We start from the raw sequence: 24,665 nt of genomic DNA on the forward strand, positions 1-24,665 counted from the left end.
ATCGTCAAACTCGGGCCAGCAGGCCGCGGACGTGGGCGGCGAGACGTTCGGCGATGCCGAGGTCCCACTCGCCGTCGGCCACCGGCTGCGGCGCGGCACCGGCGACGACCCGTTCCCCGAGCAGCCGCCGCTCGGCCGGGGTGAAGTCGGTGATGGCGCGGCGCAGCAGCGGCAGCGCGTCGTCGAACGCGTCACCGCGCAGACCGGTCAGCCACTCGTCGATGAGCCCGAACAGCCGCGGGTCGGCCGCCAGCAGCGTTGCCGACCCGCGCAGGAAGCCGGCGACGAACGCCGTCGCGACCGAGCGGTGCAGCTTCGCCGCGACGTCGTCGCTGGTCAGCTCCCCCGCCTCCCACAACAGGCGGGTGGCGCGGCCGGTGGGCAGGCCGTGCGCTTCTGCCTTGACCAGGGCGTGCAGGGCCCGCCACCAGGTGGCCTGGTGCTCCTCGTCGGCGGCCAGCCGGGTGGCCTCGTGGGCGCCGTCGACGGTGGCGAGCGCGTGCTCCGCCGTCTCGTCGTCGACGTTGCGGCAGGCCAGCGGCAACCCGACGGCGCCGCGGGTCAGCAGGCCGTGCAGGGCGACGCGCAGCAGCTCGGGGTCGGTGCCGCGGACGGAGCCGTAGCGGACGGTCCGCGCCAGGTCGGGAAGGGCGGCGAGCAGTTCGAGGGCGTCGGTGGCGAGCGCGGCGCACCGGTCGAGCGCGTCCCGGGCGGCGGCGACGGCACCCGGCAGCTCGCACCCGACGGCCTTGCCGAGCGTTCCCGCGGCTTCGGCGACCCGGCTCGCCTGCTCGGCGGCCTGGGTCAGCACGTTCTCCGCTGCCGTGTGGACGGTCGTGCCGTGCCGTGCGGCGACCGCGACGGACACCGCGAACACCGGGTCCCAGCGCAGCTGCCACACCTCGGCGAACGTGCCGAGCGAGTTCGACCGGTCCGGCTTCCCCCACGGCACGCCGAGGACCTCCAGCCGCTGCAGGAGCTTCGACCGTTCGCGGTCGGTGTCCTTGCGCAGGTCGAGCTTGAGCTGCTTGGGCTGCACGTCGGCGGGCAGGCGAAGTTTCCGTTGCAGGCGCTGGAGATCCGTCGCCAGCGGCGACCGCGGGACGGCTTCCCCGACCTCGCCGAGGCGTTCGCCGACGACGAGCTTGCGGTGGACGAGCTTGAGCGGGACCTCGTCGCCGCCGCACAGCACGGCCAGCGCGGCCTCGGTGACCTCGCTCAACCCGGCGGACGGCCGTTCCCGCAGCGCCGCAAGGGTTTCCGCGAGCCGGACCGCCTCCACCGCGCTCGCCGTGGACGCCGGCAGGTCCTCTTCCCTGAGCACCGCGGCCGCCTTGGCGAACCACCGCGGCACCACGTCCTCCTGGTGCTGCCACAGGTGCGCGTACCAGCCGGGCGAGTCGACCCCCGCGCCGTAGCCGGACTCCGCGGCCAGCTGGCCGTGGCTCCACGGCACCCACGTGCCGCTGATCTTCCTGCGCCGCAAGCCCTTCAACAACGCCGTGTCGTGCGCGACCGTCGGTTTCTGCAACAACGCCGGCACGTGCCACGCACCGCAGACGACGACGATCGGCCCGTCGGTTTGCTTGCGCGCCTTGCGGATCGTCTGCCGCATGAACGCTTCCCTGCGCAACGTGCGTTCGCCGACCTCGCCTTCGAACTCGCCGCGCACCGCCACCATCGCCTCGCTGATGGCCGCGGCGAGGTCGAGCGGGTCCGTGGCGCTGTGCTCGACGACGTCCTCCCACCACCGCTCGGGATCGTCGAACCCGGCTGCCTCCGCCAGCAGCCCGATGGGGTCGACGGTGCCGCTGGGCCCGTCGTCGCCGATCGACGCGGCCGCCGGCAGGTCGAAGAACCGCACCCCGACCCCGTTCGCGTCGGCGTACCGCAACGCCTGCCACTCCGGCGAGAACTCCGCGAACGGCCAGAACGCGGCGTTCTCCGGCTCCGCCTCGTCGTGCAGCAGGACCGCGACCGGCGGCGTGAGCGCGTGGACGTGCTCCAGCAGCGCGTCCGCCTCCGGCGGCCCCTCGACCAGGATCAGCGCGGGCCGCGTCTGCTCCAGCGCCCGCCGAACCATGCGGGCAGAGCCGGGCCCGTGGTGCCGGATGCCGAGGAGGACCGGCTCACTCACCGCCGGCGTCCAGGCAGGCCCGGTAGAGGTCACGCCACTCGGCCCGCTCCTTGAGCACGGTCTCCACGTACTCCTGCCACACGGTCGCGTCCGACACGCGGTCCTTGATGACGGCGCCGATCAGGCCGTTGGCGAGCTCGTCCGCCCCGAGCGTGCCGTCGCCGAAGTGCCCGGCCAGCGCCATGCCGTTGGCGACGACCGAGATGGCCTCCGCCGTGGACAGGCTGCCGCTGGGCTTCTTCAGCTGGGTCCGGCCGTCCACGGTGGACCCGTTGCGCAGCTCGCGGAAGATCCGCACCACCCTGCGCACCTCGTCGAGCGCCGGCGGCTCGGCGGGCAGCTGCAACGCCCTGCCGAGCTGCTGGGCCCTGGTGATGACGATCTCGACCTCGGCGTCCTCGGTCGCGGGCGGCGGGAGGACGACGGTGTTGAACCGGCGCGCGAGGGCCGACGACATCTGGTTGACGCCGCGGTCGCGGTCGTTGGCCGTGGCGATGACCGTGAAGCCCGGCACCGCCTGCACCTGCGTGTTGAGCTCCGGCACCGGCAGCGACTTCTCCGACAGCACCGTGATGAACGAGTCCTGGACCTCCGACGGCATGCGGGTCAGCTCCTCGACCCGGACCACCGCCCCCCGCTGCATGCCCCTGAGGACCGGGCTGGGCACCAGGGCGTTGTGGCTGGGGCCTTCTGCGATGAGCCGCGCGTAGTTCCAGCCGTAGCGGACCTGGTCCTCACTCGTGCCCGCGGTCCCCTGCACCACGAGGGTGCTGTCACCGCTGACGGCGGCGGCGAGGTGCTCGCTCAGCCACGACTTGGCCGTGCCCGGTACCCCCACCAGGAGCAGCGCGCGGTCGGTGACCAGGGTGCCGACCGCGACCTCGACCAGCCTCCGCGCGCCGACGTACTTCGGGCTGATGACCGTGCCGTCGGGAAGCGTGCCGCCGAGGACGTAGGTGACCACCGCCCGGGGCGACAACCGCCAGTTCGGCGGCTTCTCGCGGTCGTCGTGGGCCGCGACGGCAGCCAGCTCGGCGGCGTACTGCTGTTCGGCCGTCGGCCTGAGCACGGCGGTCACGGTGCCTCCTGGATCGGTGGTGCGAACGATTCGCGCAAGCGGATCCGGAGCCCGAGGACCTCCAGCTCCAGCGAGCTCTCCGGCCAGCGACGGGTCAGAGCCTCCCAGCTGGCGCCGAGCAGGTCCGCGTCACCCCTGGCCAGCAGCACGTTGGGCGGTCTGCCGGACCGCCAGCGCGGGTCGGGCAGCGCGGCGTAGCGGTGCAGCAGCGCCCTGGTGGTCTCCGGCGACCAGGGCGCCGGCAGCTGGGAGCAGGCGTGGTCGAGCAGGTCGTAGTGCCAGTTCTTCGACACGGCCACGACCGCCTGCTCGGCCACCTCGGCCGGCAACGCCGCCAGCATCTCGAGCTGCTCCATGCCGGTCAGCGTCTCGGCGGCGGCAACGGCCCACGGTCGCGGGTCCTGCGCGGCGGCGAGCTGGTCGGCCACTCCCCTGAGCAACGCGGCGGCCCAGGGCCCCCTCCGCAGGATGCCGGCGGCCCTGGCGTCGTCGGCCTTGAGCGTCGAGGTCCAGTACGACGGCGGCACGCTCGCGGCCGCGGCCCGGATGCGCCCGCCCACGCCCTTCTCGGACCCGTCGCGCATGAGGTCGCGCAGCTCCGCTGGACCGGCCGGCCCGGTCCACAGCCCGTCGGGCCGGACGTCGAGCCCGTCCGCGGTGAGGCGCAGGCCGTGGCGCAGCCGGTGGGCGGCACGGGCGGCGAGGCGCGTCCGGCCCAGCTTCCGCAGGAGCCGGAGGGCTTCGTCGTGCACGGCGGCGGTCTTGTCGTCGAGCGCCGCTTCGAGCAGCCGCTCGTCCTGCTCGTTCAGACCGGTCTCCAGCGCGCTGACCAGCACCTGCCGGTCGGCCGCGCGGGGAGAGGCCGCGAACTCCGCCGCGATGAACGCGCCGACCCCGGCCGGATCCGCCTTGCGCTTGCGGCGCAGCGCACGGACCCGTTGGGCGCTGGGCAGGTCGAGGACCTCGTCGAGCGGCACCTCGTCGACGAGCGGCGCCGCCCCGCTGGCCCAGGCCCAGCCGGGACGGGTGTTCGCGAGCCAGCGGCCGCGCGTGCCGAGCACCTCGACCACGGCGGCCCGCAGGCCGGGGCGCGCGGTGCCGAGGGCGAGCAGCGCCGGGAGCATCCGGTGCTCCGCCACGACGCCGCCGGCCTTGGCCAGCGCGCACCACTCGGTCAGCAGCACCTCGTCGTCGAGGCTCATGATCGCTTCGAGGACGACCTTGGCAGCCGGCCTGGGGAAGGCGGCGGTCTCCCGCGGGGCGGGCGGGAGCGGGTCGGCGGACGTCTCGGGCGGCAGGGTGGCGCCGAACGCGGCCACGCCGAGGGCGGCGCAGTCGGAGAGCAGCTCGGCGGGGTCGCCGCCGCCCCTGGCCGTGCCGAGGAGGAGGTTCTGGACCGCGGCGGACCAGTCGGCCTTCACGCGGCCACCTCCGGGGTGGGATGGGGGTGTGCGGGAGTGTGGGGGCGGCGGGTGGCGCGGTGGGGGCGCGGCGCGGGGCTTGGGTGGTGGTGGCGCGCGGCGGGGCCGGGGTGGGCGCGCGGCGCGGGGCCGGAGTGGCGGACGCCGGGCGCGGGGCTCGGGTGGTGGCGGCGCGCGGCGGGGCCGGGGTGGGCGCGCGGCGCGGAACCGAGGTGGTGGGTACCAGGCGCGGGGCTCGGGTGGTGGCGGCGCAGCGCGGAACCGAGGTGGTCGACGCGCGGGTCGCGACGCGGCGCGGAGCCGAGGTGGCGGGCGCGGAGCGTCGGAGGGGCGGCGAGGCCGTCGACGAGGTGCGGCGAGGCAGCCATGACGATCTGGCCGGGGTGGTGCGGGACGGGCGCGGCGGCGGGCATGCCGAGGCGGGCGTGCGGCAGCACGGCGGCGGGCATGCCGAGGCGGGCGTACGACAGCACGGCGGCGAGCCCGCCGGAACGGGCGGAGGCCAGCGCAGCGGCGGCTAACGGCGGCCGTGGGGCGCGCCTCGGGGGCCAGGTCGACGGCAAGGCGGCGAGCCCACCGGAACGGGCGCGCGCCAGCGCAGTCGCGGCCACCAGCGGCCGTGGAACGCGGGGCGACGAAGAGGTCATGCCACCACCTCCAGGCGGCCGTCCACCGCGATCGCGCCCAGCCGCAGCACGTGGCCGTCCCACAGGCCCCACGCGTCGAACGGCTCGCCGCCGGTCAACGCCAGCGCCATGTCCAGGCCGGTGTCGTCGCGGACCGGCAGCGCGTGGCCGGAGGGGTCGGCGAGGGAGCTGCCGCAGAGGCGCACCGAGGCGCAGCCCAGCGGGAACAGGCGCTGCCACGGGTCGGCCAGCAGCATCGGTTCCAGGGAGGCCAGGGACGTCCGCCACGACGGCGGCGCCGGCACCGGGTCCGGCGCGCGGGAACCGGCCAGCTCCCCCAGCGCCACGCGGTCCGAGCCGGGGTACGGGTGCACCTCGGCAGACGACTCCAGGCCGTGCGGCAGCAGCGGAACCGGCGCACCCACCGCGGAATGGCGGATTGCGACCACCCAGCGGCCCGTCTGACGGCCCCAGCACCACTGCCGGACGGTCCGGACCCGGCCGTCGTCGGTGTCGAGGCGCAGCAGCGCCACCCAGCGGTCGGACCAACCGGGTCCGGACCGCACGGTCTCCTCCGGCACCGTCACGCCGAGGCGCGACCGCGGCTGCACGGCGCACAGCAGGTGCAGGCCGCCCAGCCGGTCGGCGACGTCCGAGGTCCACGACGGGCCCGAGCGGGCCACGATCTCGTGGATCTCGGTCACCGCCGCGGCCACTCCGGGGACCTGCGCGTCGATCATGCGCGCGGTGAACGCCTGCCACCACGACGCGGGGCGGCCCGGCAGCGACGCGATCCCCGCGGAGGTGACGTCCAGCAGCCAGTCGCGCAGGCCGTCGATCCCGGACGACATCGCGGCGGCCCGGTTCGCCGCCGTCTTCTCCCGCGCGCGGACCCTCCGTGCGACGGCCTCCGGTGAGGCGTCCAGCTCACGGGTGGCGCGGCGGGCGGTCCACTCCTCGACCCACTCGGGCGGCAGCGCGTCGGGCAGGTCCAGCTCCTGCAACCCCACCGCGTGCTTGCACGGGAACTTCCGCGACGGGCACGTGCACTTCGCCGACCCCGCCGCGAGGTCGACGCACACGCGGTACGGCACGGAGCCGGAGCCGGTGTACAGCCCCCACAGCACCGGCAGGGCCTTGCCCAGGCCCTGCCAGCGCGTCGGAACGGCACGTGTCCTCACCCGACCAAACTAGCGAGCACCCCCGACAAAAAATCAGGCCGGACCCCGACGTGCCCATGTCCACGCGTAGGCCGGGTCCTCGCACGACTCCGCGGCCTCGCCGAGCTCCAGCGGGCGGAACGTGTCGACCATGACCGCGGTCTCGTCGAAGTAGTCGACGCCCAGGGAGGCCTCGACCGCTCCCGGCTGCGGCCCGTGCGTGCAGCCGGACGGGTGCAGCGACATCGAGCCGATGCCGATCCCCGAGCCCTTGCGGGCCTCGTAGTTGCCGCCCACGTAGAACATCAGCTCGTCCGAGTCGACGTTCGCGTGGTTGTAGGGCACCGGAACGGCCAGCGGGTGGTAGTCGACCTTGCGCGGGCAGAACGAGCACACGACGAAGTTCGGTCCCTCGAACGTCTGGTGCACGGGCGGCGGCTGGTGCACGCGGCCGGTGATCGGTTCGAAGTCGCGGATGTTGAACGCCCACGGGTACAGGTGCCCGTCCCAGCCGACGACGTCGAACGGGTGGTTGGCGTAGGTGAACCTGGTCAGCCCGGCCCGGTGCCGCACGAGCACGTCCACGTCGGTGCCCTCGACCAGCAGCGGCTCGACGGGCCCGCGGATGTCGCGCTCGCAGTAGGGCGAGTGCTCCAGGAACTGCCCGGCCTTCGACAGGTAGCGCTTGGGCGGCCCGATGTGCCCGGTCGCCTCCAGCACCAGCAACGACATCGGCTCCGACGGCACGACCCGGTAGGTGCACGAGGTCGGGATGACGACGTAGTCGCCGTCGCCCACCTCCAGCGCGCCGTAGATCGTCTCGACGACGCCGGACCCGGACTGCACGTACAGCAGCTCGTCACCGGAGGCGTTGCGGTACAACGGCGACGGCGCGGAGGCGCGGACGAAGCCGATGGTCACGTCGGGGTTGTGGAACAGCCGGCGCCGCCCGGTCACCGCGTCGACCTCGTCGGAGGCCCAGGTCAGGTCCTGCGTCTTGAAGTGCCGCGGCTTCAACGGCAGGTTCGGCGCCACGGTCCCGCGCTCGTCCTTCACGGTCTCCGCGTTGACGATCGCCGTGGGCAGGTACCGGTGGTAGAGCAGCGCCGAGTCGGCGGAGAAACCCTCGACCCCCATCAGCTCTTCCGCGTAGAGCCCACCGTCCGGTTTGCGGAACTGGGTGTGGCGCTTTCGGGGGATCTCCCCGACCTGGCGGTAGTAGGCCATGACGTCTCTCCGGGCGTTCGACTATCGGACATCTTTGTTCACTTACCGATACCCGGCTAGCGTGTCAGCCGTGTCAAGCGCTGTCGAACTCCGTGCGCCCGGTCCGCGCGGTACTCCGCCCCTGCTCGCGAGGCTTGTGGACGATGCCGCGCTGTTCCCTCCGGGGAACGCGTCGATGCCCGACGCGGTGCGCGGTCACCTCGACGGACGAGTCGGCGAGTGGTCTGGCGTCATGGGTCTCTTCCTGTGCCCGGCCTCCCGGCTCGCCGAGCTGATCACCGAGCTGATCAAGGTCAAGCCCCCCAAACCGATCGCACTGAGCCTCGTGATCGACACCGGCCTCGGCGGCGTGCCGAAGGCCGTGTCGATCGTCGAGTCGCGCAGTGAGCTGCTCGCCCTGCGCATGGTCGAGATGCCCGCACCGTCCGATGTGGACGAGGTGTGGCTCGAACGCGTGTCGGAGTTCGTCCCCGAGGACGTCATCCGCGTCGTGGAACCCCGGCGCGGCGGGCCAGAGTGGCTCGACGGCGTGCGCAGGGTCATCGAGCACGGCAGCTGGCCCAAGCTCCGCTGCGGCGGGCTGAGCCAGGAGAACTTCCCGAGCGTCGAGGAGGTCGGTGACTTCCTGTCCGTCGTCAGCGGTGGCGGGGTCGCGTTCAAGGCGACCGCCGGCCTGCACCGGGCCGTCCGCTACACCGACGAGCAGGGCTTCACCCACCACGGCTTCCTGAACCTCCTCGTCGCCACGGCCCGATCGCTGAGCGGCCGGGACGTGCGCGAGGCGCTGGCGAGCACCGACGCCGCGGCGCTCACCGCCGAGGCCAAGGCGCTGAGCGACCAGGCCGCCCACGCGGTCCGCGGCGTCTTCGCGAGCTACGGCTCGTGCTCGCTCTCCGAGCCGGTCTCCGACCTCGAGGAGCTGGGACTGCTGTGAGCTGGATCAGCGACCCGAACTTCACCGAGGACCAGCCGTTCGGCCCGCAGACCCTGCCCTACGGCGTGGTGGCCGACGGTGTCGCCGTGCGCGTGGGCGACCAGGCGTTGCTGCTGAAGACGCTCGGGCTCGGCAAGTGCAGCGAGTACGTCCAGGGCAACTCGCTCGACGACCTGCTCAAGGCCGGCCGTCCGGTCTGGAGCGCGCTGCGGGCGAAGCTGCGCGAGATCGTCAGGGGGACGTCCGCTCCCAAGGGTGCGGAGCTCGTGCCCATCGACACCGCGAAGCTGCCGTTCACGGTCGGCGACTACGTGGACTTCTACAGCTCCATGCACCACGCGGAGAACGTCGGCCGGATGTTCCGCCCCGACGGCGACCCGCTCACGCCGAACTGGACGCACCTGCCGATCGGCTACCACGGCCGCGCGGGCACGGTGTACGTCTCCGGCACGGACATCAAGCGCCCGAACGGCCAGAAGCGCGGCAGCGACGGCCCGAAGTTCGGCCCGTCCGAACGGCTCGACATCGAGGCCGAGGTCGGGTTCGTCTGCGGTGGCCCGCAGGCGGCGAACGTGTCGACCAGCCGCGCGGCCGAGCACGTCTTCGGCGTCGCGCTGGTCAACGACTGGTCGGCGCGCGACGTCCAGGCATGGGAGTACCAGCCGCTCGGCCCGTTCCTGGCCAAGTCGTTCGCCACGTCGATCGGTGCCTGGATCACGCCGCTGGAGGCGTTCTCGGTGGCACGGGTGCCGACCCCGCCGCTGCCGAACAAGCTGCACGACTACCTGACCTGCGACCAGCCGTGGGGTCTGGACATCACCATCACGGTCGAGCTGAACGACACGATCGTCGCGCGGCCGCCGTTCCGCGAGATGTCGTGGTCGTTTGTGCAACAACTCGCCCACATGACGGTGAACGGGGCTACCGTGCGCCCAGGTGATCTGTTCGCCTCCGGCACGGTCTCCGGGCCGGAGAAGGACGAACGCGGCTCGTTCCTGGAACTGAGCTGGGGCGGCAAGGAACCGTTCAAGCTCGACGACGGCTCCACGCGGACGTTCCTGGAGGACGGCGACACGGTCAGGCTGACCGCGACGGCGCCCGGCGAGGGAGGTTCGGTGGTCGGTCTCGCCGAGGTGGTGGGCACAGTTCGGAGTGCGTGATGGTCGGAGCGACGAAGGAGAGCTCGCTGACCCTGGAACGGGGTCTGGCGCTCCTCCAGGCTGTCGCGGAGGCGGAGTCGGAGGCTCCTTCGATCTCCGAGCTCGCCACGGCCATCGGCGCCTCCAGGGCGGCCGTCTACCGGCTCCTGGTGCCCCTGCAGGCGCGCGGGCTCGTGCGCCGCGAGGGGTCCAAGGTCCGGCTGGGCCTGGGCGTGCTGCGGCTCGCGGCGAACGTGCTGCCGCAGCTGCGGATGGCGGCGAACCCGGCGCTGCGCGAGCTCGCGGAGAAGGTCGGCGCCACCGCGCACCTGACCGTCGCCGACGGCGGTGAGGCGCAGGCCGTCGCCGTCGTCGAACCGTCGTGGACCGCTTTCCACGTGGCGTACCGGGTGGGTTCCCGCCACCCGGTGCACCGCGGGGCGGCCGGCAAGGCCATCTCGCAGCCGGGCGAGCTGTGGGTCGTCTCTGCGGGTGAGCTGCAACCGAACGCGTACGGCGTCGCGGCGCCCGTGCGGGGCGTACCGGGCCTGCGGGCGTCCGTGGGTGTGGTGGCGCTGGAGAAGCTCGACGCGGACGTCGTGGGCCCTCATGTCGTGCGTGCGGCCGAAGAAGTGGCGGCCGCTCTCAAATGACCGAGGAGCGCCTGCGGCGGTGGCGTCTGCTGCTGGGACCGAGCGCCGAGGACGTGGCCCAGCTCGACGGTGACGACGAACGCCGCGACGGCGCGCTGACCGGTCTCTACGGCGGCGGCGGTGACCGCGGTGCGGGTCTGGGCGCCAGCTCGCCGCAGCTGCACCGGTGGCTCGGCGACGTCCGCAGGTACTTCCCCACCTCGGTCGTCCAGGTCATGCAGCGGGACGCGGTCGAGAAGCTCGGCCTGCGCCAGCTGCTGCTCGAACCGGAGCTGCTGGAGTCCGTCGAACCGGACGTGCACCTGGTGAGCACGCTGCTGCAGCTCTCCCGCGCGATCCCGGCCCGCACCCGCGACACCGCGAAGGCCGTGGTGCGCAAGGTGGTCGAGGACATCGAGCGCCGGATCGCCGACCGGCTCGTCGAGGCCGTGCGGGGTGCCGTGGACCGGTCGAAGCGCACGCACCGGCCGCAGCTGCCGGACGTCGACTGGGCGACCACGATCAAGGCGAACCTGAAGAACTACCAGCCGCAGCACCGGACGGTGGTCGTCGAGGACCTGATCGGCCACCGCAGGCGCAGCCGGGCCGCGGCGATGCGGGACGTGGTCCTGCTGGTCGACCAGTCGGGTTCGATGGCGGACTCGCTGGTGCACGCCGCCGTCCTCGGTTCGGCGCTCGCCTCGATCCGCTCGGTCTCCACCCGGCTCGTCGTGTTCGACACCGAGGTCGCGGACCTCACCGACCTGCTGCACGACCCGGTGGACCTGCTGTTCTCCGCGCAGCTGGGCGGCGGCACGGACATCAACCGCGCGGTCGCATACGCGCAGACGCAGGTCCGCAGGCCGACGGACACGGTAGTGGTGATCATCAGCGACCTGTACGAGGGCGGGTCGGAGACCGAGCTGCAGCGCCGGGTGCGCGAGCTGGTCGCGAGCGGTGTCACGGTGGTGAACCTGCTGGCGTTGAGCGACAGCGGCACCCCGGCCTACGACCACGACCTGGCGGCGAAGCTGTCCGCGCTGGGAGCGCCCGCCTTCGCCTGCACGCCGGACAAGTTCCCGGAGCTGCTGGCGGCGGCGCTGCGCAAGGACGACCTCACGCAATGGGCGGAGTCCAAGGGCATCGCGACGGGCCGTTAGCCCGCTAGCGGTCCACGACCCGGCCGCGCACCAGGAACGCGAGACCGCGGGTCATCGCCACGACCCGGCCGCGCTCGTCCGGTCCGGCGACCCAGATCCGGCCGGTGTGTCGGACCAGGACGCGGGCGCGTTCGGGGATCTCGGGCAGCCGCAGGTCGTTCTCCGAGCCGTCGACGCGCAGGTAGGCCTGTCGCCCGATGCGCTTGCCGGGCACGAACCGCACCCCGACCTGCCGCCACGGGAAGCGCTCGATGAGCTGGCGCGTGCCGCGGCGCTGGAAGAAGTGCCGCAGGCCGGGTGCGGCGAGCTCCAGCACGACCGGCACGGACAGCACGGTGAGCCAGATCCAGTCGACCCACAGCACGCCGCAGAAGACCGCGACCCCGAACAGGATGTGCCCGACCGCGCGGCGGTCGGCTCGCGCGAGGCAGGTGTCGCTCCACGTCCCGAGCATCATGTGTGCACGCGCGCAGGGATGAGCTGGGGAACTCCCCGGAAGGTGACGACGGTGTTGCCGGCCGCGTCCGGCGGGACGAACCAGACGCGCTTGTGCCGCGCGATCCGCCCGCGCAGGAACGGACCGACGTGCACGGTCAGCAAGAGAGGCGGTGACCCCATCACGACCAGACGCCCTCCTTCCCACTCCGCACGAGCGAAATGCCACGGTTCGCCTTCCGGTAAACGCACCGGTCGACGGCGTGTCACCCGCCAGAGCACGACTGCCGCGAAGAAGAGCAGCAGCAGCGCCACGGGCGACGACCACGACCACGTGAGCACCAGGACGAACTGGAGGACGAAGGCCGCACCGGCCAGGACGGTCCACACCAGGGCACGGCGGCTCGCCCGGTCGACGCAGTGCCGGGTCCACTGGTCATCGAGCGCCGTCACCTCGGTGGACGGCTTGTTGGGCACGACCACCTGTCCACCGTACAGGTGACGCTTCCCAGGACGAGCACGGCTAAGTTAGGCTTGCCTAACCTTCGAGGAGGTGCAGCGGTGACCGACACCCAGACAAGGCGCCCGCCGGCCCCGCATGCCGCCGAGCGCGCGCGCACGATCGCCGCTCGCGGTGGCAGCGCCGCGCTGCTCCCCCAGGCGGGAACGCGGACCAGTCCGCTGTTCCACCACGTCCACCCGTGCGGCACCGCGATCCTGCTGCTGGCCGACGAGCACCCGCTGGTCGGTCAGCTGTGGCAGGCCCCGCGCGCCGAGGTGACGGCGATGCTGGAGATCGCCGACCAGGCGCCGGTGGCGTTGCGCGAGCCCGTCCGCGGCCTGCTGTGGCTCACCGGCTGGGTCACCGCGCTCGACGGCCAGGAGGCGCGCGACGAGGTCCTCGCGGTCGCCGACGTGCGGGCCGACCACCGGCTGCTCGACGCGGGTCACGGTGCCGCGGTGCTGCGGCTGACGCCCGCCTCGCTGGTGATCGCGGACGCCGAGGGCACGTCGTCGGTGCGGCCGGAGCAGTTCGCGAGCGCGACACCGGACCCGTTCTGCGGCAACGAGGACCACTGGCTGCGCCACCTGGAGGCCGCCCACCGCGACGTCGTCGGCCAGCTGGCCCGCCACCTGCCGGAGGAGCTGCGGAACGGGCACGTGCGGCCGCTCGGGCTCGACCGGTTCGGGCTGCGGCTGCGGGTCGAGGCGGAGTGCGACGACCACGACGTGCGGATCGCGTTCTCCAGGCCGGTCAGCACGCCGACCGAGCTCGCCGCCGAGCTGCGCCGCCTGATGGGTTGCCCGTTCCTCTCCCAGCGCTGATCACCGAGGTAGCGTCAGCCGGGTGACCGAACCTGCGCTCATCCCCGACGCCGAGAAGCGCGGCTACCGGATCGAGCTGCTGATCGTCTTCAGCATGACGCTGGGCCTGTCCGGCCTGCGCAGCCTCGTGCGACTGGTCGACAGCCTGCTCCAGCCGACCCCGCTCAACCAGCAGTCGGTCGCGATCAACGTCCCGCAGGCGCGTGCCGACCTGCTCGACCTCGTCGCCCAGCTGCTGAGCGTGCTGCAGCTCGCCGCGTGGGGCGGGATCGGGCTCTACCTGCTGTGGCGCACCGGGATCAAGCTGCGGGTCGTCGGCCTGGACGGCACCCGCAAGCTCGCCGACTCGCTCGGCGCGCTGGGTCTCGCCGCGGTCATCGGCATCCCGGGGCTCGCGTTCTACTTCGCCGCGTGGGGGCTCGGGCTGAACCTCGCGGTGCAACCGTCCACCCTGGACGACCAGTGGTGGATGAGCGTGGCGTTGGTCCTCGCCGCCGCCGGCAACGCCTGGGCGGAGGAGGTGCTCGTCGTCGGGTACCTGATCACCCGGCTCGAACAGCTGGGGTGGCGGCGGTACACAGCGCTGTTCGCGGCGGCCGTGCTGCGCGGCTCGTACCACCTCTACCAGGGCTTCGGCGGGTTCGTCGGCAACCTGGTGATGGGGCTGGTGTTCGGCTTCTACTGGCAGCGGACCAGGCGGTTGTGGCCGCTGGTGATCGCTCACACCATCCTCGACGTGGTGGCGTTCGTGGGCTACACAATGTTGCGCGGCAAAGTCAGCTGGTTGCCTTAATGATTCGACGGTAGTTGGCGGGATTGCACCGCATTCGTTGCCATTTCAGGCTCTGGAGCGGCGATTTGTGCTGTTCAGGGTTACGCTCGTCCGGTGACTGCGCACACGATCGCTGAGACCGAAGCACTCCCGGACGCCGCGCCGCGCGTGGACAGCGAGGTCGGCCCCCTGCGCACGGTGTTGCTGCACCGGCCGGGCAACGAGCTCAAGAGGCTCACCCCGCGCAACAACGACCAGCTGCTGTTCGACGGCGTGCCGTGGGTCGGCAGGGCCCAGGAGGAGCACGACGCGTTCGCCGCGACGCTGACCTCGCGTGGCGTTGAGGTCTTGCTGCTGTCGGACGTCCTGGTGCAGGCCCTGGAGGACAGCCGCGCGCGCATCGCGGGCATCCACAGCGCCGTCAACGAGCGCCGCCTCGGCATCGACCTGGCCGACGCGCTGCGCAGCCACCTCACCTCGCTGCCGGCCCCGCAGCTGGCGCAGGTGCTGACGACCGGCATGACGTTCGAGGAGCTGCCCGCCGCCGAGGGCGCGTCGCTGGTGCGCAAGATGCACCTGCCGATCGACTTCGCCGTCGACCCGCTGCCGAACCTGCTCTTCACCCGCGACTCGTCGGTGTGGGTCGGCGACCGCGTGGCCATCACGTCGCTCGCACTGCCCGCCCGCGACCGCGAGACGACGCTGACGGACCTGATCTACGCCTACCACCCGCGGTTCCGCCGCACCGGCCGCGCGTACGGCGCGCACTCGGCCCCGCTGGAGGGCGGCGACGTCCTGCTGCTCGCGCCCGGCGTGATCGCGATCGGCGTCGGCGAGCGCACCACCCCCGCCGGCGCCGAGTCGTTCGCCCGCTCCGCGCTCGCGGACGGTCTCGCGCACACGGTGCTGGCGGTGCCGATCAAGCAGGAACGCGCCACCATGCACCTCGACACCGTGTGCACGATGGTGGACCGCGACGCCGTGGTGATGTACCCGGCGATCAGCGACTCCCTCACCGCCTACCCGCTGCGGTCCGACGGCGACGGCGGCGTGCGCGTGGACGGCCCGGTGCCGTTCCTGGAGGCGGCGGCCGAGGCGATGGGCATCGAGCGCCTGCGCGTGATCGACACCGGCCTGGACGTCGTCACCGCCGAGCGCGAGCAGTGGGACGACGGCAACAACACGCTGGCGGTCGGCCCCGGTCTGGTCGTGGCGTACGAGCGCAACGTGGAGACCAACGCGCGACTGGAGGACGCCGGCGTCGAGGTGCTCCGCATCGCCGGTTCCGAGCTGGGTTCCGGCCGCGGCGGCCCCCGCTGCATGTCGTGCCCGATCGACCGCGCTCCGCTGGTCTGATTTTTCCTTAGGAACGCCTAACCTTTGTTTGGATTACCTTTCCAAACAAAGGTTAGCTTTTCCTGGAATGCAGGAGCCGTTGTTTTCGGCTACCGTACTCCGCATGGCCTCGAACGTGAAGAAGATCCTGTCCAAGAAGTCGAAGTTCCACGAGCTGCTGCAGGCCCAGGTCGGTCACGAGTTCTCCGCCTCGCAGCAGTACACCGCGCTCGCGGTGTGGTTCGACAACGAGGACCTGCCGCGCCTCGCGGCGCACTTCTACAAGCAGGCCCTCGAAGAGCGCAACCACGCCATGATGATCGTGCGCTTCCTGATGGACAACGACATCCGGGTCGTCATTCCCGGCACCGAGACGCCGATCAACGAGTTCAAGGCGCCGCGCGACCTCGTCGACCTCGCCCTGCGCCAGGAGCAGCAGGTCACCGACCAGATCGTGGCGCTGGCCCAGGCCGCTCGCGAGGAGAGCGACTACATCGGCGAGCAGTTCCTGCAGTGGTTCCTGAAGGAGCAGGTCGAGGAGGTCTCCTCGATGAAGACGCTGCTCACCATCATGGACCGCGCGGACGGCAACATGTTCTACGTGGAGAACTTCCTCACCCGCGAGAACGTGGGCGACGAAGGCGCCGACCCGAGTGCTCCCACGGCCGCCGGTGGCGCGCTGTAGTTTTCCTCCGCACGTCTGAGTGCCTGATCTGGGGCCCGTCCCACCGAATTCGGTGAGACGGGCCTTTTCAGTTCTCCGCCGCTTCGGCCACGTCGGGTCAAGCTCCGGAACAGTCGCTGTCGGCGAGGCGCATGCGCACGGTCTTGACCGTGGTGCCGTCGTTCTCGAAGACGTAGAACCACTTCGGTGACGTGTTCATCTGCACGACGAGCTCCGAACCGTTCTGGGTGGCGGTCGGATAGGCGTTCCTGAGATCGGTGACCGTCGACCCGGCGCCGATGTTCCTCGACGTCTTGGCGTACTCGGGCAACGTGATCCGGACGATTCCCCTGGCCGCGGAGATGATGACGGCATTCGGGTCGTTCACCGACGTCATGGCGTAGTTCTTGCACGCCTCGTCCGGCTGGGGCTTCGGCGGGACCAGCATCTCGGTCTTCAGCGCGTCGGCCTCGGTCATCGTCAGCCGCAGCTTGTTGTAGACCGGTGCCGCCGCCTCCGGGGCGCGGGGCGGCGTCGTGGTGCCCGTCGTCGACTTCGTGGTGCTGCCACTGCCGGTGTTGCCGTTGCCGTTGCCGGGGTGGGTGCCGCTCGTGGGAGGCACGTCCGCCGGCACGGTGATCGTCTCGGTGATCACGGTGGTCGACGGCGGCGGGGTCGTCGTGGACGGGGCGGAGGTCGAGAGCGCCGACCCGGCCACGTCCGTGTCCACCGGGCCGTGCCTGAGCTGCACCAGGCCCACGCCGGCGCCGATCAGCACCACCACCGCGAACGCCCCGGCGGCGGTGCTGCGGCGTTGCCGGCGGCGCTGGGCACCGCGGACGACCGTCTCCTCCGCACGGGACGAGACGTGCAGATCGAGGCGTTCGTCGTCCTTGAAGAGCCGGCGCAGCTCGTCCTCGACGTTCACGTCAGTCCCTCCCCAGGCGTGTCCGCAGACTCGCCATCGCCTTGCTGGCCTGGCTCTTCACGGTGCCGCAGGAGATCCCCAGCGCGTGCGCGATCTCGGCCTCGCTGAGGTTCTCGTAGTAGCGCAGCACGACCACGGCGCGCTGCCTCGGCGGCAGGTCGCGCAGCGCCTGCCACAGCGGCTCGTGCTCGAGCCGGCTCAGGTCCGACGTCACCGGCGTGTCCGGGAAGTCCGCCACGAGGTTCTCGCGGCGACGCCGGCGCCAGGTGCTGATGTGCGTGTTCGCCATGGCCCTGCGCACGTACGCGAGCGGGTCGTCCCCCTTGCGCAACACGGCGGGCCAGCGCGAGCCCACCTTCTCCAGGACCGACTGGACCAGGTCTGCCGCGTCGTGCGGGTTGCCCGTCAGGGCGTGCCCGTACCGCAGCAGCCCCGGCATCGACATGCGCACGAACTCAGCGAAATCCCCCACGGTTTCCGCTCTTCCTCCGCCGCCGGCCGCGGCCCACTCAAGTTGCAGCACCGCGGTCACGGCACGTCCTCTCCCCCGAGCAACCTGGCATCGAGGAGATCACGCACGTTCGCGGCAACCGGTTGCCACCGCCGCGTCACGGAACGGCAACGGCCTCCGGCAGCACGAAAGACCCGTCCGGTGAGCACGGGAAGTCGTGGACCTGCACGACCGCCTCGACCGGGATCGGGCCGTACACGTGTGGGAACCACAGCGGCGAGTCGGGCACGGCCTCCCACCGCACCGGCACGCCGAGCCGTTCCGGGTCGACGACGAGCAGCAGCAGCCCGTCGCGCCCGTGGAAGAACTTGCCCGCCGTCACGTGCACGACGCCCCGGTCGGAGCAGTGCACGAACTCCTCGCCCGCGGCGGGCGTGATCGAACCCGCCGACCGGGCCGCGGCCCAGTCGGCGGTCGAGATGATGTGCAGCAGCACTTATCCACAGCTCCTTGTGGACAACCCTGTGTACAACTCGGTCCGAGCGTCAGCGCAGGGTGATCTGGCGGCCCCGGAGGCCGTCACGGGCCCGGCGCTCGGCGTCGGTCAGCGGCTCGTCCGAGGCCAGTGCCTCCAGCAGGCGCTTGCCCAGCGCCTCCGCCGGGTCGGCCCACTCACGCGCGTGCATCTCGCGGTCGAGGTCCCACACCGGCACCAGCAGGCCGTGCGCGCGGAACGACCCCGCGTACCGCGAGCCCTCGCCCAGGTCCAGCTCGCCGCGGGCGGCCAGCCGCGCCATCGCGGGGATCAGCTTCTCCTCCGGCTCCGGGCGGACCCAGCGCAGGTGCGCCTTGTCGCCCGCGTCCACCCAGTAGGCGGCCTTCACGCCGGGCGCGTCCACGCGGTCGGTCGGCAGGATCGCCGCGTTCGCGCGTTCGAGGGAGAGCGCCACGTCACCGGTCGGCTCGGTGCCCTCCGGCATCCACCAGATGAAGTCGGTGTGCAGCTGCGGCACGATCTCGGCCTCGGGGTCGAGCAGGTCCTGCAACCGGCCGGGGTGCTCGCCGTTGTCCGGGCCGACGACCGACAGCACCTCACCGGTCTTCGCCTGCTGCGCCCACAGCAGCGCCCGCGCGAGGTCGCGGCTGATGTCACCGGAGCGCGTCTGCACCTGCAGACCCACGAACGGCACGTCGTCGCCGCGGATCAGACCGGCCGCCGCCGTCGGCAGCACCGTGGCCAGCGTGACCTCGCGACCGTCCTTGACCGGCAGCTTCGCGACGGCGGACGGCACGAACTCGCGCAGCGCGATCAGCTCGCACTCGGCGGCGAGCCCCTCGAACGGGCGGGACACGATCACGTCCGCCGCACCGCCGGGGGCACCGTGGCAGGCCTTGTACCGCTTGCCGGAGCCGCACGGGCAGGGCTGCTTCGGGTTGATCCCGTCCTTCGGTGCGTCCTTGACAGCGGTCCGCTTGGCCACCTCGGCCCTCCTCGTGCTCAGGCTTGTCAGGTCGCCAAGTTAGCCGTCAGCAGGCGGCGCGTGTTCGCCGGGGCGTTCGTCGCGAGGTAGCGGACGCCCAGGTCACGGCACAACGCGATGTCGTCCGCGTCGTCCACCGTCCACACGTACGTCTCGTGGCCCGCCCTGCGGGCGCGGTCGACGTACCCGGGATCGCGGCGCAGCAGGTGGATGCCCGGTCCGGTGCAGTCGGCGAACGGCGGCAACGCACCGCCGCGGTACCGGCCGAGGCGGTCGAGCAGCAGGACCGTGCGGACGTCCGGCGCGAGCTCGCGGAACAGCCGCACGGCGCTCGCGGAGAACGACATCATGACGATCTGCTCCCGCAGCCCGTGCTCCTCCAGCGCGGCGGCGAGCTTGCGCTCGACCTCGTTGCGGTAGCGCACCGGGTGCTTGGTCTCGATGAACAGCTGCACGTTCGTGTCCTTGACCAGCTCCAGCAGCTCGTGGAGCCGCAACAGCCCGGCCGGCTGACCGTGCCGGTGCCAGCTGCCGTAGTCGTGCCGCTGCAGTTCGGCCAGCGTCAGCGCGCTGACCGTGCCGCGGCCGTCGGACGTGCGGGTGAGCGTGCGGTCGTGCACGCACACGAGCTCGCCGTCCCTGGTCAACCTGATGTCGCACTCCAGCCCGTCCGCGCCTTCCTCCAACGCGAGCTCGTACGCCCCGATCGTGTGCTCGGGGCGGTCGGTGGAGGCACCGCGGTGCGCGACGACTGATGGCTGCTGCACACGTCGCACCTTAGTTCTCGAACAACAATTTGAGACGTCAATCAACTCACCGTGGACTTCGGCGCCACCTCGACTTACCGTCCGCGTTGTGACGTTCGACCAGCGCGATCCCGCGTTCATCGCCGACCCGTACCCGGCCTTCGCCTCGCTGCGGGCCGCGGGTGAGGTGCACCACCACGAGGGCATGGGCATCGCCGTCGCCGTCTCGCACGCCGCCTGCTCCGCCGTCCTGCGCCACCGCTCGCTGGGCCGCCTCTGGTCGGACGTGAAGCCGGTGGAGCGGTTCCTGTCGTTCAACCTCCTGCACCGCAACTCGCTGCTGGAGAACGAGCCGCCGGTGCACACCCGGCTGCGCCGCCTGGTCGCCGCCGCGTTCGGCCGCGGGCACGTCGAGCGGCTGCGCCCGTGGGTGGCCGAGCTGGCCGACCGGCTGGTGGACGAGCTGACCGCCAAGGTCTCCGACGTCGGTCAGGCCGACCTGCTCGCGCACGTCGCCGCACCGCTGCCGGTCGAGGTGATCGCCGAGCTGCTGGGCGTGCCCGCCTCCGACCGCTACCTGTTGCAGCCGTGGTCGAACGCGATCGTGAAGATGTACGAGTACGGCCTGCCGCCCGAGCAGCAGGACGCCGCCGAGCGGGCCGCCACCGAGTTCGTCGCCTACCTGCGCGAGCTGATCGCGCTGCGCCGCGTCTCCCCCGGCGCCGACCTGGTGTCGGACCTGGTCGCGGTCACCGACACCGACGGTGCCCGGCTCACCGAGGACGAGCTCGTCGCCACCGCCGTGCTGCTGCTGATGGCGGGCCACGAGGCCACGGTCAACGTGATCGGCAACGGCGTGTACGCGCTGATGGAGCACCGTTCGGAGTGGGAGCGCCTGACGCCGGAGCTGCTGCCCACCGCCGTCGAGGAGCTGATCCGCTACGACTCGCCGCTGCAGCTGTTCGAGCGCACGGCGACCGACCGCGTCGAGATCGCGGGCCACGTGCTGGAGCCCGGCGAGAAGATCGCGGCACTGCTCGGCGCGGCCGCACGCGACCCGCTGGTGTTCGACCGCCCCGACGACCTCGACATCGGCCGGGAGAAGAACCAGCACCTCGGGTTCGGCATGGGCATCCACTACTGCCTGGGCGCGCCGCTGGCGCGGATCGAGGTGGAGGCGGCGCTGTCGGCGTTGCACCGCAAGCTGCCCGGCGCGGTGCTCGCGCAGCAGCCCGACCGGCGCGCGGAGTTCGTGATCCGCGGCCTGCACTCGCTGATGCTCGCCGACGGGGCCTGATCGGACGACCTGGGCACTTCGGCCGGTCCGTCGGGACCGACTAGCGGCGCGGGTAGCGCCGGGGGAGCGTGAACCCGCGCTCCGCGAGCACCGTCCGCAGCCGGTCGGGGTGGTCGGTGATCAGGCCGTCGACCCCGGCGTCGATCACCTCGTGCATCCGCGGCACCTCGTCCACGGTCCACGGGATGACGGCGAGGCCCTGTCCGTGGGCTTCGGTGACCAGCTCGCGCGTGGTCATCGTGTGCACGGGCGACAGGGCCTTCGCGCCGAAGCTCTTGACCGCCTTCGGCACGCTGCCGCCGAAGTCGGCGAGGTCGAGGCCGCCGGTCCACGGCGACCCCGGCCGCAGGAAGTCGGGCTGGGTCAGCGCCACCAGCGGGATGCGGGGCTCGACCTCGCGCAGGCGCATCAGGGTGCCCCAGTCGAACGACTGGACCGTCACGTTCGGCAGGAAGCCGGAGCGGCGGACCTCCGCGACGGTGCGGCGGACGAACTGCTCGCGCGGGGCGGTCTCGTGCGGCGCGGCGGCTTCGACCTTGGTCTCGATGTTGAAGCGGACGCCCCATGCGCGGTGGGCGCGGGCCAGTGCGAAGAGCTCGGCCAGGGTGGGCATGCGGGCGCCGGGTGAGAGTTCCTGGTCCGGGTACTGCGACCAGCGGGTGCTGCCGCAGTCGAGGGTTCTGACCTGGGCGAAGGTCAGGTCCTTCACGTACTTGCCCGCGTAGGGCCAGGCGGGGTCGCCGGGGAACGCCGGTGCGGTGTCGAGGCACTTGGCCGGGTTCGTCCTGCGGTCGTGGGTGATGACCTCGCGGCCGTCGCTGGTGATCTGGAGGTCCAGTTCGAGGGTGGTGACGCCGAGCGCGAGGGCCTTGCCGAACGCCTTGAGGGTGCTCTCGACGGTCAGGCCGATGCCGCCGCGGTGGGCCTGCAGGTCGAAGTCGCGGTGCGGGTGCGCAGCCGCCAGGCCCGGTGTGGCCAGCGCGATCACCAGGGCCCCGATGAGTGTCCGCATCCCCCCAACCTGGCAGTCCCGCGCGACGCCGGGAAGGCCGCCGCGGGAACGGCGGAGGTCAGCGGGGCGAACCGGAGGGGCGGAAGGAGCGCAGCGGTGGTGCCGGGGCGTCCTTCACCTCGACGACGCGCATCAGCCGGACAGACGCGGCGTCCACCGGCAGCAGCAGGGTCGTGGTGCGGCGGATCACCAGTGCGGTCGTGACCTCGACGCCGGCGAGCACCAGGTCGCCGAGCGCGTGCAGCAGGACGCCGTCGGCCTGGGCCTGGGTGCCGTCGCGCAGCAGCCAGAGCATGGTGATCACGAACAGGACGCCGGAGGACGCCCACAGGCCCCACCACCACAGCAGCAGCCGGGACGGGCGGGGGCGTTCGCCGGCGGGACGGCGGGCGACCGCGTGTTCCAGCTCGGCGAGCACCGAGCCGGGCACGACCAGGTTCACACCGGGGACGAACAGGCTGAGCAGCGCGGAGCGGTTGGAGCGGGACGGGCCGTAGCCGACGATCATCGCGGCCACGTTCCTGGCGCGGCGCACCCACAGCACCGTCAAGATCAACGCCAGCGGCCAGCCGACCAGCAGGATCGCCGACGAGGACACGACCATCGCGTCCGACGTGGAGACCACGCCCGCCGAGAGCGCGCCGTAGCGGCTCATCGCGAGCAGCACGTACCGCCAGACCTCGGACAGCGCCGCCCACACCGCGACGAACGCGACGAGCCACAGCGTGTTCTGCGCGGTCCTGCCGATCCGGCGCACCCCGTCGACGGAGTCGCCGCTCTCGGCCGTGTCGAGCACGGCCGTCGGCCAGCGCCACGCCAGCAGCGGGAACCCCCACCGCGGCGGCACCGGGTAGTGCGGCGGACCGCCGTAGCGCAGCCGCTGCGACCGGCGCGAGGGCTGCGGGTACGCACCGGGTGGCGGTGTCGCGACCCAGTCCACGCGCATCGGCTGCAGCGGCTGCACGGTCAGATGACCTCGGGTTCCATGCCGTCGACGCCGCCCTCGAGCGGACGACCGTGGGCGTCCCAGTGCTGCATGCCGCCCTCGACGTTCACGGCCTCCCAGCCGTTCTCGTTGAGGTACTGGGTCACGCGGGCGGAACGGCCACCGGCCCGGCACACGACGTAGAGCTGCACGTCGTTCGGCACCTCGTCCAGGCGCGCACCGATCTCGCTCATCGGGATGTGCAGCGCGCCGGGGGCGTGGCCCGCGTCCCACTCGTCCTGCTCGCGCACGTCCAGCAGGACGGCGCCCTCGGGCAGCTTCTCGGGGACGTCGGCGATCTCGACGCTGGGAACAGTCACACCGTGAATGGTGCCATGCCGGAAGTTGCACCTCCGTGAACCTCCGGCACGGCCCACCCTCAGGACACCTCCGCGACGGCGGCCCCGAGCCTCACGAGCTCCACTTCGGACAGCGGCACCGCCTCCCGCGTGGGCTGGGAGCTCATGCGGCCCGCGTTGACCTGCTCGACGCGGAACGCCAGCCGGTCGGCGCGGAAGACGTACAGGGTCTGCACCTGCAGCTCCGACGGTGCTTCGACGCCGGGCGCGTACAGCTGGAACACGGTGCCGTCGGCGCCGGTGAGGCGCCGGCTCGCGGCACACGTGCCGGTGGCCCACCGCGCGCTGTCCGCCGCCGCGGCCGGATCACCCTCGAAGCGGGCCAGCGCGAACCGCAGGCTCCCGGCGCCCTGTCCGTCGAGGACGTCGACCCGGAAGCCCCGGCGGTCGCCGTGGTGGACGCTCGCGGGGCCGTTGGCGTCCTCGGGGAGCTCCGAGTCGACGACCCGGTCGGGCAGCACCGCCTGGGCCGAGTCCCGCCAGGCCCGCATCTGGCCGGTCGAGGGCAGGAAGGCACCCATGTTCCGCACCACGTCCGGCTGCGGACCGGCCTCGCCGCAGCTCACCCGCGGCCAGTTGGCGGGATTGGTGGCGAGCGACAGCTCGGGTTCGACCGCTCCCCGCCAGACCGCACCGCCGATCCCGACCGCCGCCACCACGGTCAGCACGCCGCCCGCGAACCCGGCCCTGCGCACGGCCACCCGGCGCCTGCCCCGCCGCAGCACGTCGTCCAGCGTCGTCGTCGGTGGTGGCGCGGGCACGTCGAGAGCTCCGCGCAGCTCGTCTTCGATCGTCATCAGGCACCCTCCGCGTTGACCGGCTCGCCGTACGCCTCGCGGAGCGTCGCCAAGCCCCTGGCCGTCTGGCTCTTCACGTTGCCCTCGGAGCAGCCCAGCTCGGCCGCCGTCTGCTCGATGGACAGGTCGTGCACGTACCGCAGCACCAGCGCGGCCCGCTGTTTCGGCGGCACCTTCCGCAGCGCCGCGTGCAGCCGGGCATCGGGGTCGCCGAAGCCGCCGACGACGCCGTGGTCCGGCAGGTCGGCGACCGGGCGTTCGCGGACGCGGCTGCGGCTGTTGATGAACAACCGCGTCACGGTCGTGCGGACGTACGCCTCGGCGGTCTCGCGCCGGACGCTGGGCCACTTCGCGTAGGCACGCACGAATGCGTTCTGCGCGAGCTCTTCGGCCTCCGACCAGTCGCCGCACAACGCGTACGCGGTGCGCCGCACCCAGTCGAACCGGCTGGTGAAGAACTCCGAGAACTCCTCGTCTCGTCGCACTCCCGGTCCCCCATGCTCGTGCTGCGGTCATGTTCACTACACAGCCGGCACCAGCGGGGTTGCACGGAAACGCGGAAC

27 protein-coding genes are annotated in these 24,665 nt (G+C 72.4%); 9 read left to right on the top strand and 18 right to left on the bottom strand.

Annotated elements, in window-relative coordinates:
* Positions 1–4: 4 nt before the first annotated feature.
* The 6 genes from AB0A63_RS29350 to AB0A63_RS29375 are packed head-to-tail and all read right to left on the bottom strand — an operon-like array spanning position 5 to position 7,649.
* On the bottom strand, positions 5–2,137 hold the full coding sequence (locus tag AB0A63_RS29350; RefSeq protein ID WP_360396991.1) for a DUF5682 family protein: 2,133 nt from the start codon (positions 2,135–2,137) through the stop codon (positions 5–7).
* Positions 2,130–3,215, bottom strand: coding sequence for an AAA family ATPase (locus AB0A63_RS29355; RefSeq protein ID WP_360396992.1), 1,086 nt, complete (start codon positions 3,213–3,215; stop codon positions 2,130–2,132). Before AB0A63_RS29355 ends, AB0A63_RS29350 begins: the two co-directional genes overlap by 8 nt.
* Positions 3,212–4,636: a DUF5691 domain-containing protein gene (locus tag AB0A63_RS29360; RefSeq protein WP_360396993.1), complete on the bottom strand. Its 1,425-nt coding sequence runs from the start codon at positions 4,634–4,636 to the stop codon at positions 3,212–3,214. Before AB0A63_RS29360 ends, AB0A63_RS29355 begins: the two co-directional genes overlap by 4 nt.
* Positions 4,633–5,283, bottom strand: a complete 651-nt coding sequence (locus AB0A63_RS29365; RefSeq protein WP_360396994.1) for a hypothetical protein — start codon at positions 5,281–5,283, stop codon at positions 4,633–4,635. Before AB0A63_RS29365 ends, AB0A63_RS29360 begins: the two co-directional genes overlap by 4 nt.
* Positions 5,280–6,443: an SWIM zinc finger family protein gene (locus AB0A63_RS29370; RefSeq protein WP_360396995.1), complete on the bottom strand. Its 1,164-nt coding sequence runs from the start codon at positions 6,441–6,443 to the stop codon at positions 5,280–5,282. The genes AB0A63_RS29365 and AB0A63_RS29370 overlap by 4 nt, the downstream gene beginning before the upstream one ends.
* 33 nt (positions 6,444–6,476) lie before the next feature.
* A complete protein-coding gene (locus AB0A63_RS29375; protein WP_360396996.1) occupies positions 6,477–7,649 on the bottom strand; it encodes a homogentisate 1,2-dioxygenase in 1,173 nt (390 codons plus the stop codon).
* A 175-nt stretch (positions 7,650–7,824) separates the two neighbouring features.
* On the opposite strand from AB0A63_RS29375, the gene AB0A63_RS29380 reads away from it, so the two are divergent.
* The 4 genes from AB0A63_RS29380 to AB0A63_RS29395 are packed head-to-tail and all read left to right on the top strand — an operon-like array spanning position 7,825 to position 11,514.
* Positions 7,825–8,583, top strand: a complete 759-nt coding sequence (locus AB0A63_RS29380) for a hypothetical protein (protein WP_360396997.1) — start codon at positions 7,825–7,827, stop codon at positions 8,581–8,583.
* On the top strand, positions 8,580–9,743 hold the full coding sequence (locus AB0A63_RS29385) for a fumarylacetoacetate hydrolase family protein (RefSeq protein ID WP_360396998.1): 1,164 nt from the start codon (positions 8,580–8,582) through the stop codon (positions 9,741–9,743). Before AB0A63_RS29380 ends, AB0A63_RS29385 begins: the two co-directional genes overlap by 4 nt.
* The gene (locus AB0A63_RS29390) at positions 9,743–10,375 is read left to right on the top strand and encodes a helix-turn-helix domain-containing protein (protein ID WP_360396999.1); all 633 of its coding nucleotides are present in this window, start codon (positions 9,743–9,745) and stop codon (positions 10,373–10,375) included. The genes AB0A63_RS29385 and AB0A63_RS29390 overlap by 1 nt, the downstream gene beginning before the upstream one ends.
* Entirely contained in the window at positions 10,372–11,514 is a 1,143-nt protein-coding gene (locus tag AB0A63_RS29395) for a VWA domain-containing protein (RefSeq protein WP_360397000.1), read from the top strand. Before AB0A63_RS29390 ends, AB0A63_RS29395 begins: the two co-directional genes overlap by 4 nt.
* 4 nt (positions 11,515–11,518) lie before the next feature.
* Here AB0A63_RS29395 and AB0A63_RS29400 read toward each other — a convergent pair whose 3' ends face one another.
* Both AB0A63_RS29400 and AB0A63_RS29405 read right to left on the bottom strand, forming a co-directional pair.
* On the bottom strand, positions 11,519–11,971 hold the full coding sequence (locus AB0A63_RS29400) for a hypothetical protein (protein ID WP_360397001.1): 453 nt from the start codon (positions 11,969–11,971) through the stop codon (positions 11,519–11,521).
* Complete coding sequence (locus AB0A63_RS29405; protein WP_360397002.1) at positions 11,968–12,432, bottom strand: hypothetical protein; 465 nt, start codon at positions 12,430–12,432, stop codon at positions 11,968–11,970. The genes AB0A63_RS29400 and AB0A63_RS29405 overlap by 4 nt, the downstream gene beginning before the upstream one ends.
* 78 nt (positions 12,433–12,510) lie before the next feature.
* On the opposite strand from AB0A63_RS29405, the gene AB0A63_RS29410 reads away from it, so the two are divergent.
* From AB0A63_RS29410 to AB0A63_RS29425, 4 genes are all read left to right on the top strand, one after another.
* Positions 12,511–13,275 (top strand): DUF2470 domain-containing protein, encoded by a 765-nt coding sequence (locus AB0A63_RS29410; protein ID WP_360397003.1) that lies wholly within the window; start codon positions 12,511–12,513, stop codon positions 13,273–13,275.
* A gap of 22 nt (positions 13,276–13,297) precedes the next feature.
* Positions 13,298–14,068 (top strand): CPBP family intramembrane glutamic endopeptidase, encoded by a 771-nt coding sequence (locus AB0A63_RS29415; protein ID WP_360397004.1) that lies wholly within the window; start codon positions 13,298–13,300, stop codon positions 14,066–14,068.
* 93 nt (positions 14,069–14,161) lie between these two features.
* On the top strand, positions 14,162–15,403 hold the full coding sequence (locus AB0A63_RS29420; RefSeq protein ID WP_360397005.1) for an arginine deiminase: 1,242 nt from the start codon (positions 14,162–14,164) through the stop codon (positions 15,401–15,403).
* A 103-nt stretch (positions 15,404–15,506) separates the two neighbouring features.
* Positions 15,507–16,067 carry a ferritin gene (locus tag AB0A63_RS29425; RefSeq protein WP_360397006.1) on the top strand — a complete coding sequence of 187 codons (561 nt, stop codon included), beginning with the start codon at positions 15,507–15,509 and terminating at the stop codon, positions 16,065–16,067.
* 97 nt (positions 16,068–16,164) lie between these two features.
* On the opposite strand, the gene AB0A63_RS29430 is transcribed toward AB0A63_RS29425, so the two are convergent.
* From AB0A63_RS29430 to AB0A63_RS29450, 5 genes are all read right to left on the bottom strand, one after another.
* Positions 16,165–16,974, bottom strand: coding sequence for a hypothetical protein (locus AB0A63_RS29430; protein ID WP_360397007.1), 810 nt, complete (start codon positions 16,972–16,974; stop codon positions 16,165–16,167).
* A 1-nt stretch (position 16,975) separates the two neighbouring features.
* Complete coding sequence (locus AB0A63_RS29435; protein ID WP_360397008.1) at positions 16,976–17,446, bottom strand: SigE family RNA polymerase sigma factor; 471 nt, start codon at positions 17,444–17,446, stop codon at positions 16,976–16,978.
* Between the two features lie 136 nt (positions 17,447–17,582).
* Positions 17,583–17,921, bottom strand: a complete 339-nt coding sequence (locus AB0A63_RS29440; protein WP_360397009.1) for a DUF952 domain-containing protein — start codon at positions 17,919–17,921, stop codon at positions 17,583–17,585.
* Between the two features lie 49 nt (positions 17,922–17,970).
* Positions 17,971–18,906, bottom strand: a complete 936-nt coding sequence (locus tag AB0A63_RS29445) for a DUF5926 family protein (protein WP_360397010.1) — start codon at positions 18,904–18,906, stop codon at positions 17,971–17,973.
* Between the two features lie 26 nt (positions 18,907–18,932).
* Positions 18,933–19,673: a glycerophosphodiester phosphodiesterase family protein gene (locus tag AB0A63_RS29450; RefSeq protein WP_360397011.1), complete on the bottom strand. Its 741-nt coding sequence runs from the start codon at positions 19,671–19,673 to the stop codon at positions 18,933–18,935.
* A gap of 88 nt (positions 19,674–19,761) precedes the next feature.
* On the opposite strand from AB0A63_RS29450, the gene AB0A63_RS29455 reads away from it, so the two are divergent.
* Positions 19,762–20,949 carry a cytochrome P450 gene (locus AB0A63_RS29455; protein ID WP_360397012.1) on the top strand — a complete coding sequence of 396 codons (1,188 nt, stop codon included), beginning with the start codon at positions 19,762–19,764 and terminating at the stop codon, positions 20,947–20,949.
* A gap of 40 nt (positions 20,950–20,989) precedes the next feature.
* Here the strand turns inward: AB0A63_RS29455 and AB0A63_RS29460 are convergent, their stop codons facing one another.
* Genes AB0A63_RS29460 through AB0A63_RS29480 form a run of 5 tightly spaced genes read right to left on the bottom strand, consistent with a single transcriptional unit; the run spans position 20,990 to position 24,587 of the window.
* Entirely contained in the window at positions 20,990–21,961 is a 972-nt protein-coding gene (locus tag AB0A63_RS29460) for a glycerophosphodiester phosphodiesterase (protein WP_360397013.1), read from the bottom strand.
* A gap of 58 nt (positions 21,962–22,019) precedes the next feature.
* The gene (locus AB0A63_RS29465; RefSeq protein ID WP_360397014.1) at positions 22,020–22,925 is read right to left on the bottom strand and encodes a DUF4328 domain-containing protein; all 906 of its coding nucleotides are present in this window, start codon (positions 22,923–22,925) and stop codon (positions 22,020–22,022) included.
* Between the two features lie 2 nt (positions 22,926–22,927).
* Positions 22,928–23,266, bottom strand: coding sequence for a rhodanese-like domain-containing protein (locus AB0A63_RS29470; protein WP_360397015.1), 339 nt, complete (start codon positions 23,264–23,266; stop codon positions 22,928–22,930).
* A 59-nt stretch (positions 23,267–23,325) separates the two neighbouring features.
* Positions 23,326–24,102, bottom strand: coding sequence for a hypothetical protein (locus AB0A63_RS29475; protein ID WP_360397016.1), 777 nt, complete (start codon positions 24,100–24,102; stop codon positions 23,326–23,328).
* Entirely contained in the window at positions 24,102–24,587 is a 486-nt protein-coding gene (locus AB0A63_RS29480) for a SigE family RNA polymerase sigma factor (protein WP_360397017.1), read from the bottom strand. The genes AB0A63_RS29475 and AB0A63_RS29480 overlap by 1 nt, the downstream gene beginning before the upstream one ends.
* Between the last annotated feature and the right edge of the window lie 78 nt (positions 24,588–24,665).

The organism is Lentzea sp. NPDC042327 (genome assembly GCF_040647275.1).
Classification (GTDB): Bacteria; Actinomycetota; Actinomycetes; order Mycobacteriales; family Pseudonocardiaceae; genus Lentzea.

What these genes read in the sequence shown, in the direction of transcription:
- AB0A63_RS29365 (WP_360396994.1), bottom strand. Translation starts at nt 5,283, where the DNA reads ATGACCTCTTCGTCGCCCCGCGTTCCACGGCCGCTGGTGGCCGCGACT.
- AB0A63_RS29375 (WP_360396996.1), bottom strand. Translation starts at nt 7,649, where the DNA reads ATGGCCTACTACCGCCAGGTCGGGGAGATCCCCCGAAAGCGCCACACC.
- AB0A63_RS29380 (WP_360396997.1), top strand. Translation starts at nt 7,825, where the DNA reads ATGCCCGACGCGGTGCGCGGTCACCTCGACGGACGAGTCGGCGAGTGG.
- AB0A63_RS29390 (WP_360396999.1), top strand. Translation starts at nt 9,743, where the DNA reads ATGGTCGGAGCGACGAAGGAGAGCTCGCTGACCCTGGAACGGGGTCTG.
- AB0A63_RS29395 (WP_360397000.1), top strand. Translation starts at nt 10,372, where the DNA reads ATGACCGAGGAGCGCCTGCGGCGGTGGCGTCTGCTGCTGGGACCGAGC.
- AB0A63_RS29400 (WP_360397001.1), bottom strand. Translation starts at nt 11,971, where the DNA reads ATGATGCTCGGGACGTGGAGCGACACCTGCCTCGCGCGAGCCGACCGC.
- AB0A63_RS29425 (WP_360397006.1), top strand. Translation starts at nt 15,507, where the DNA reads ATGGCCTCGAACGTGAAGAAGATCCTGTCCAAGAAGTCGAAGTTCCAC.
- AB0A63_RS29460 (WP_360397013.1), bottom strand. Translation starts at nt 21,961, where the DNA reads ATGCGGACACTCATCGGGGCCCTGGTGATCGCGCTGGCCACACCGGGC.
- AB0A63_RS29475 (WP_360397016.1), bottom strand. Translation starts at nt 24,102, where the DNA reads ATGACGATCGAAGACGAGCTGCGCGGAGCTCTCGACGTGCCCGCGCCA.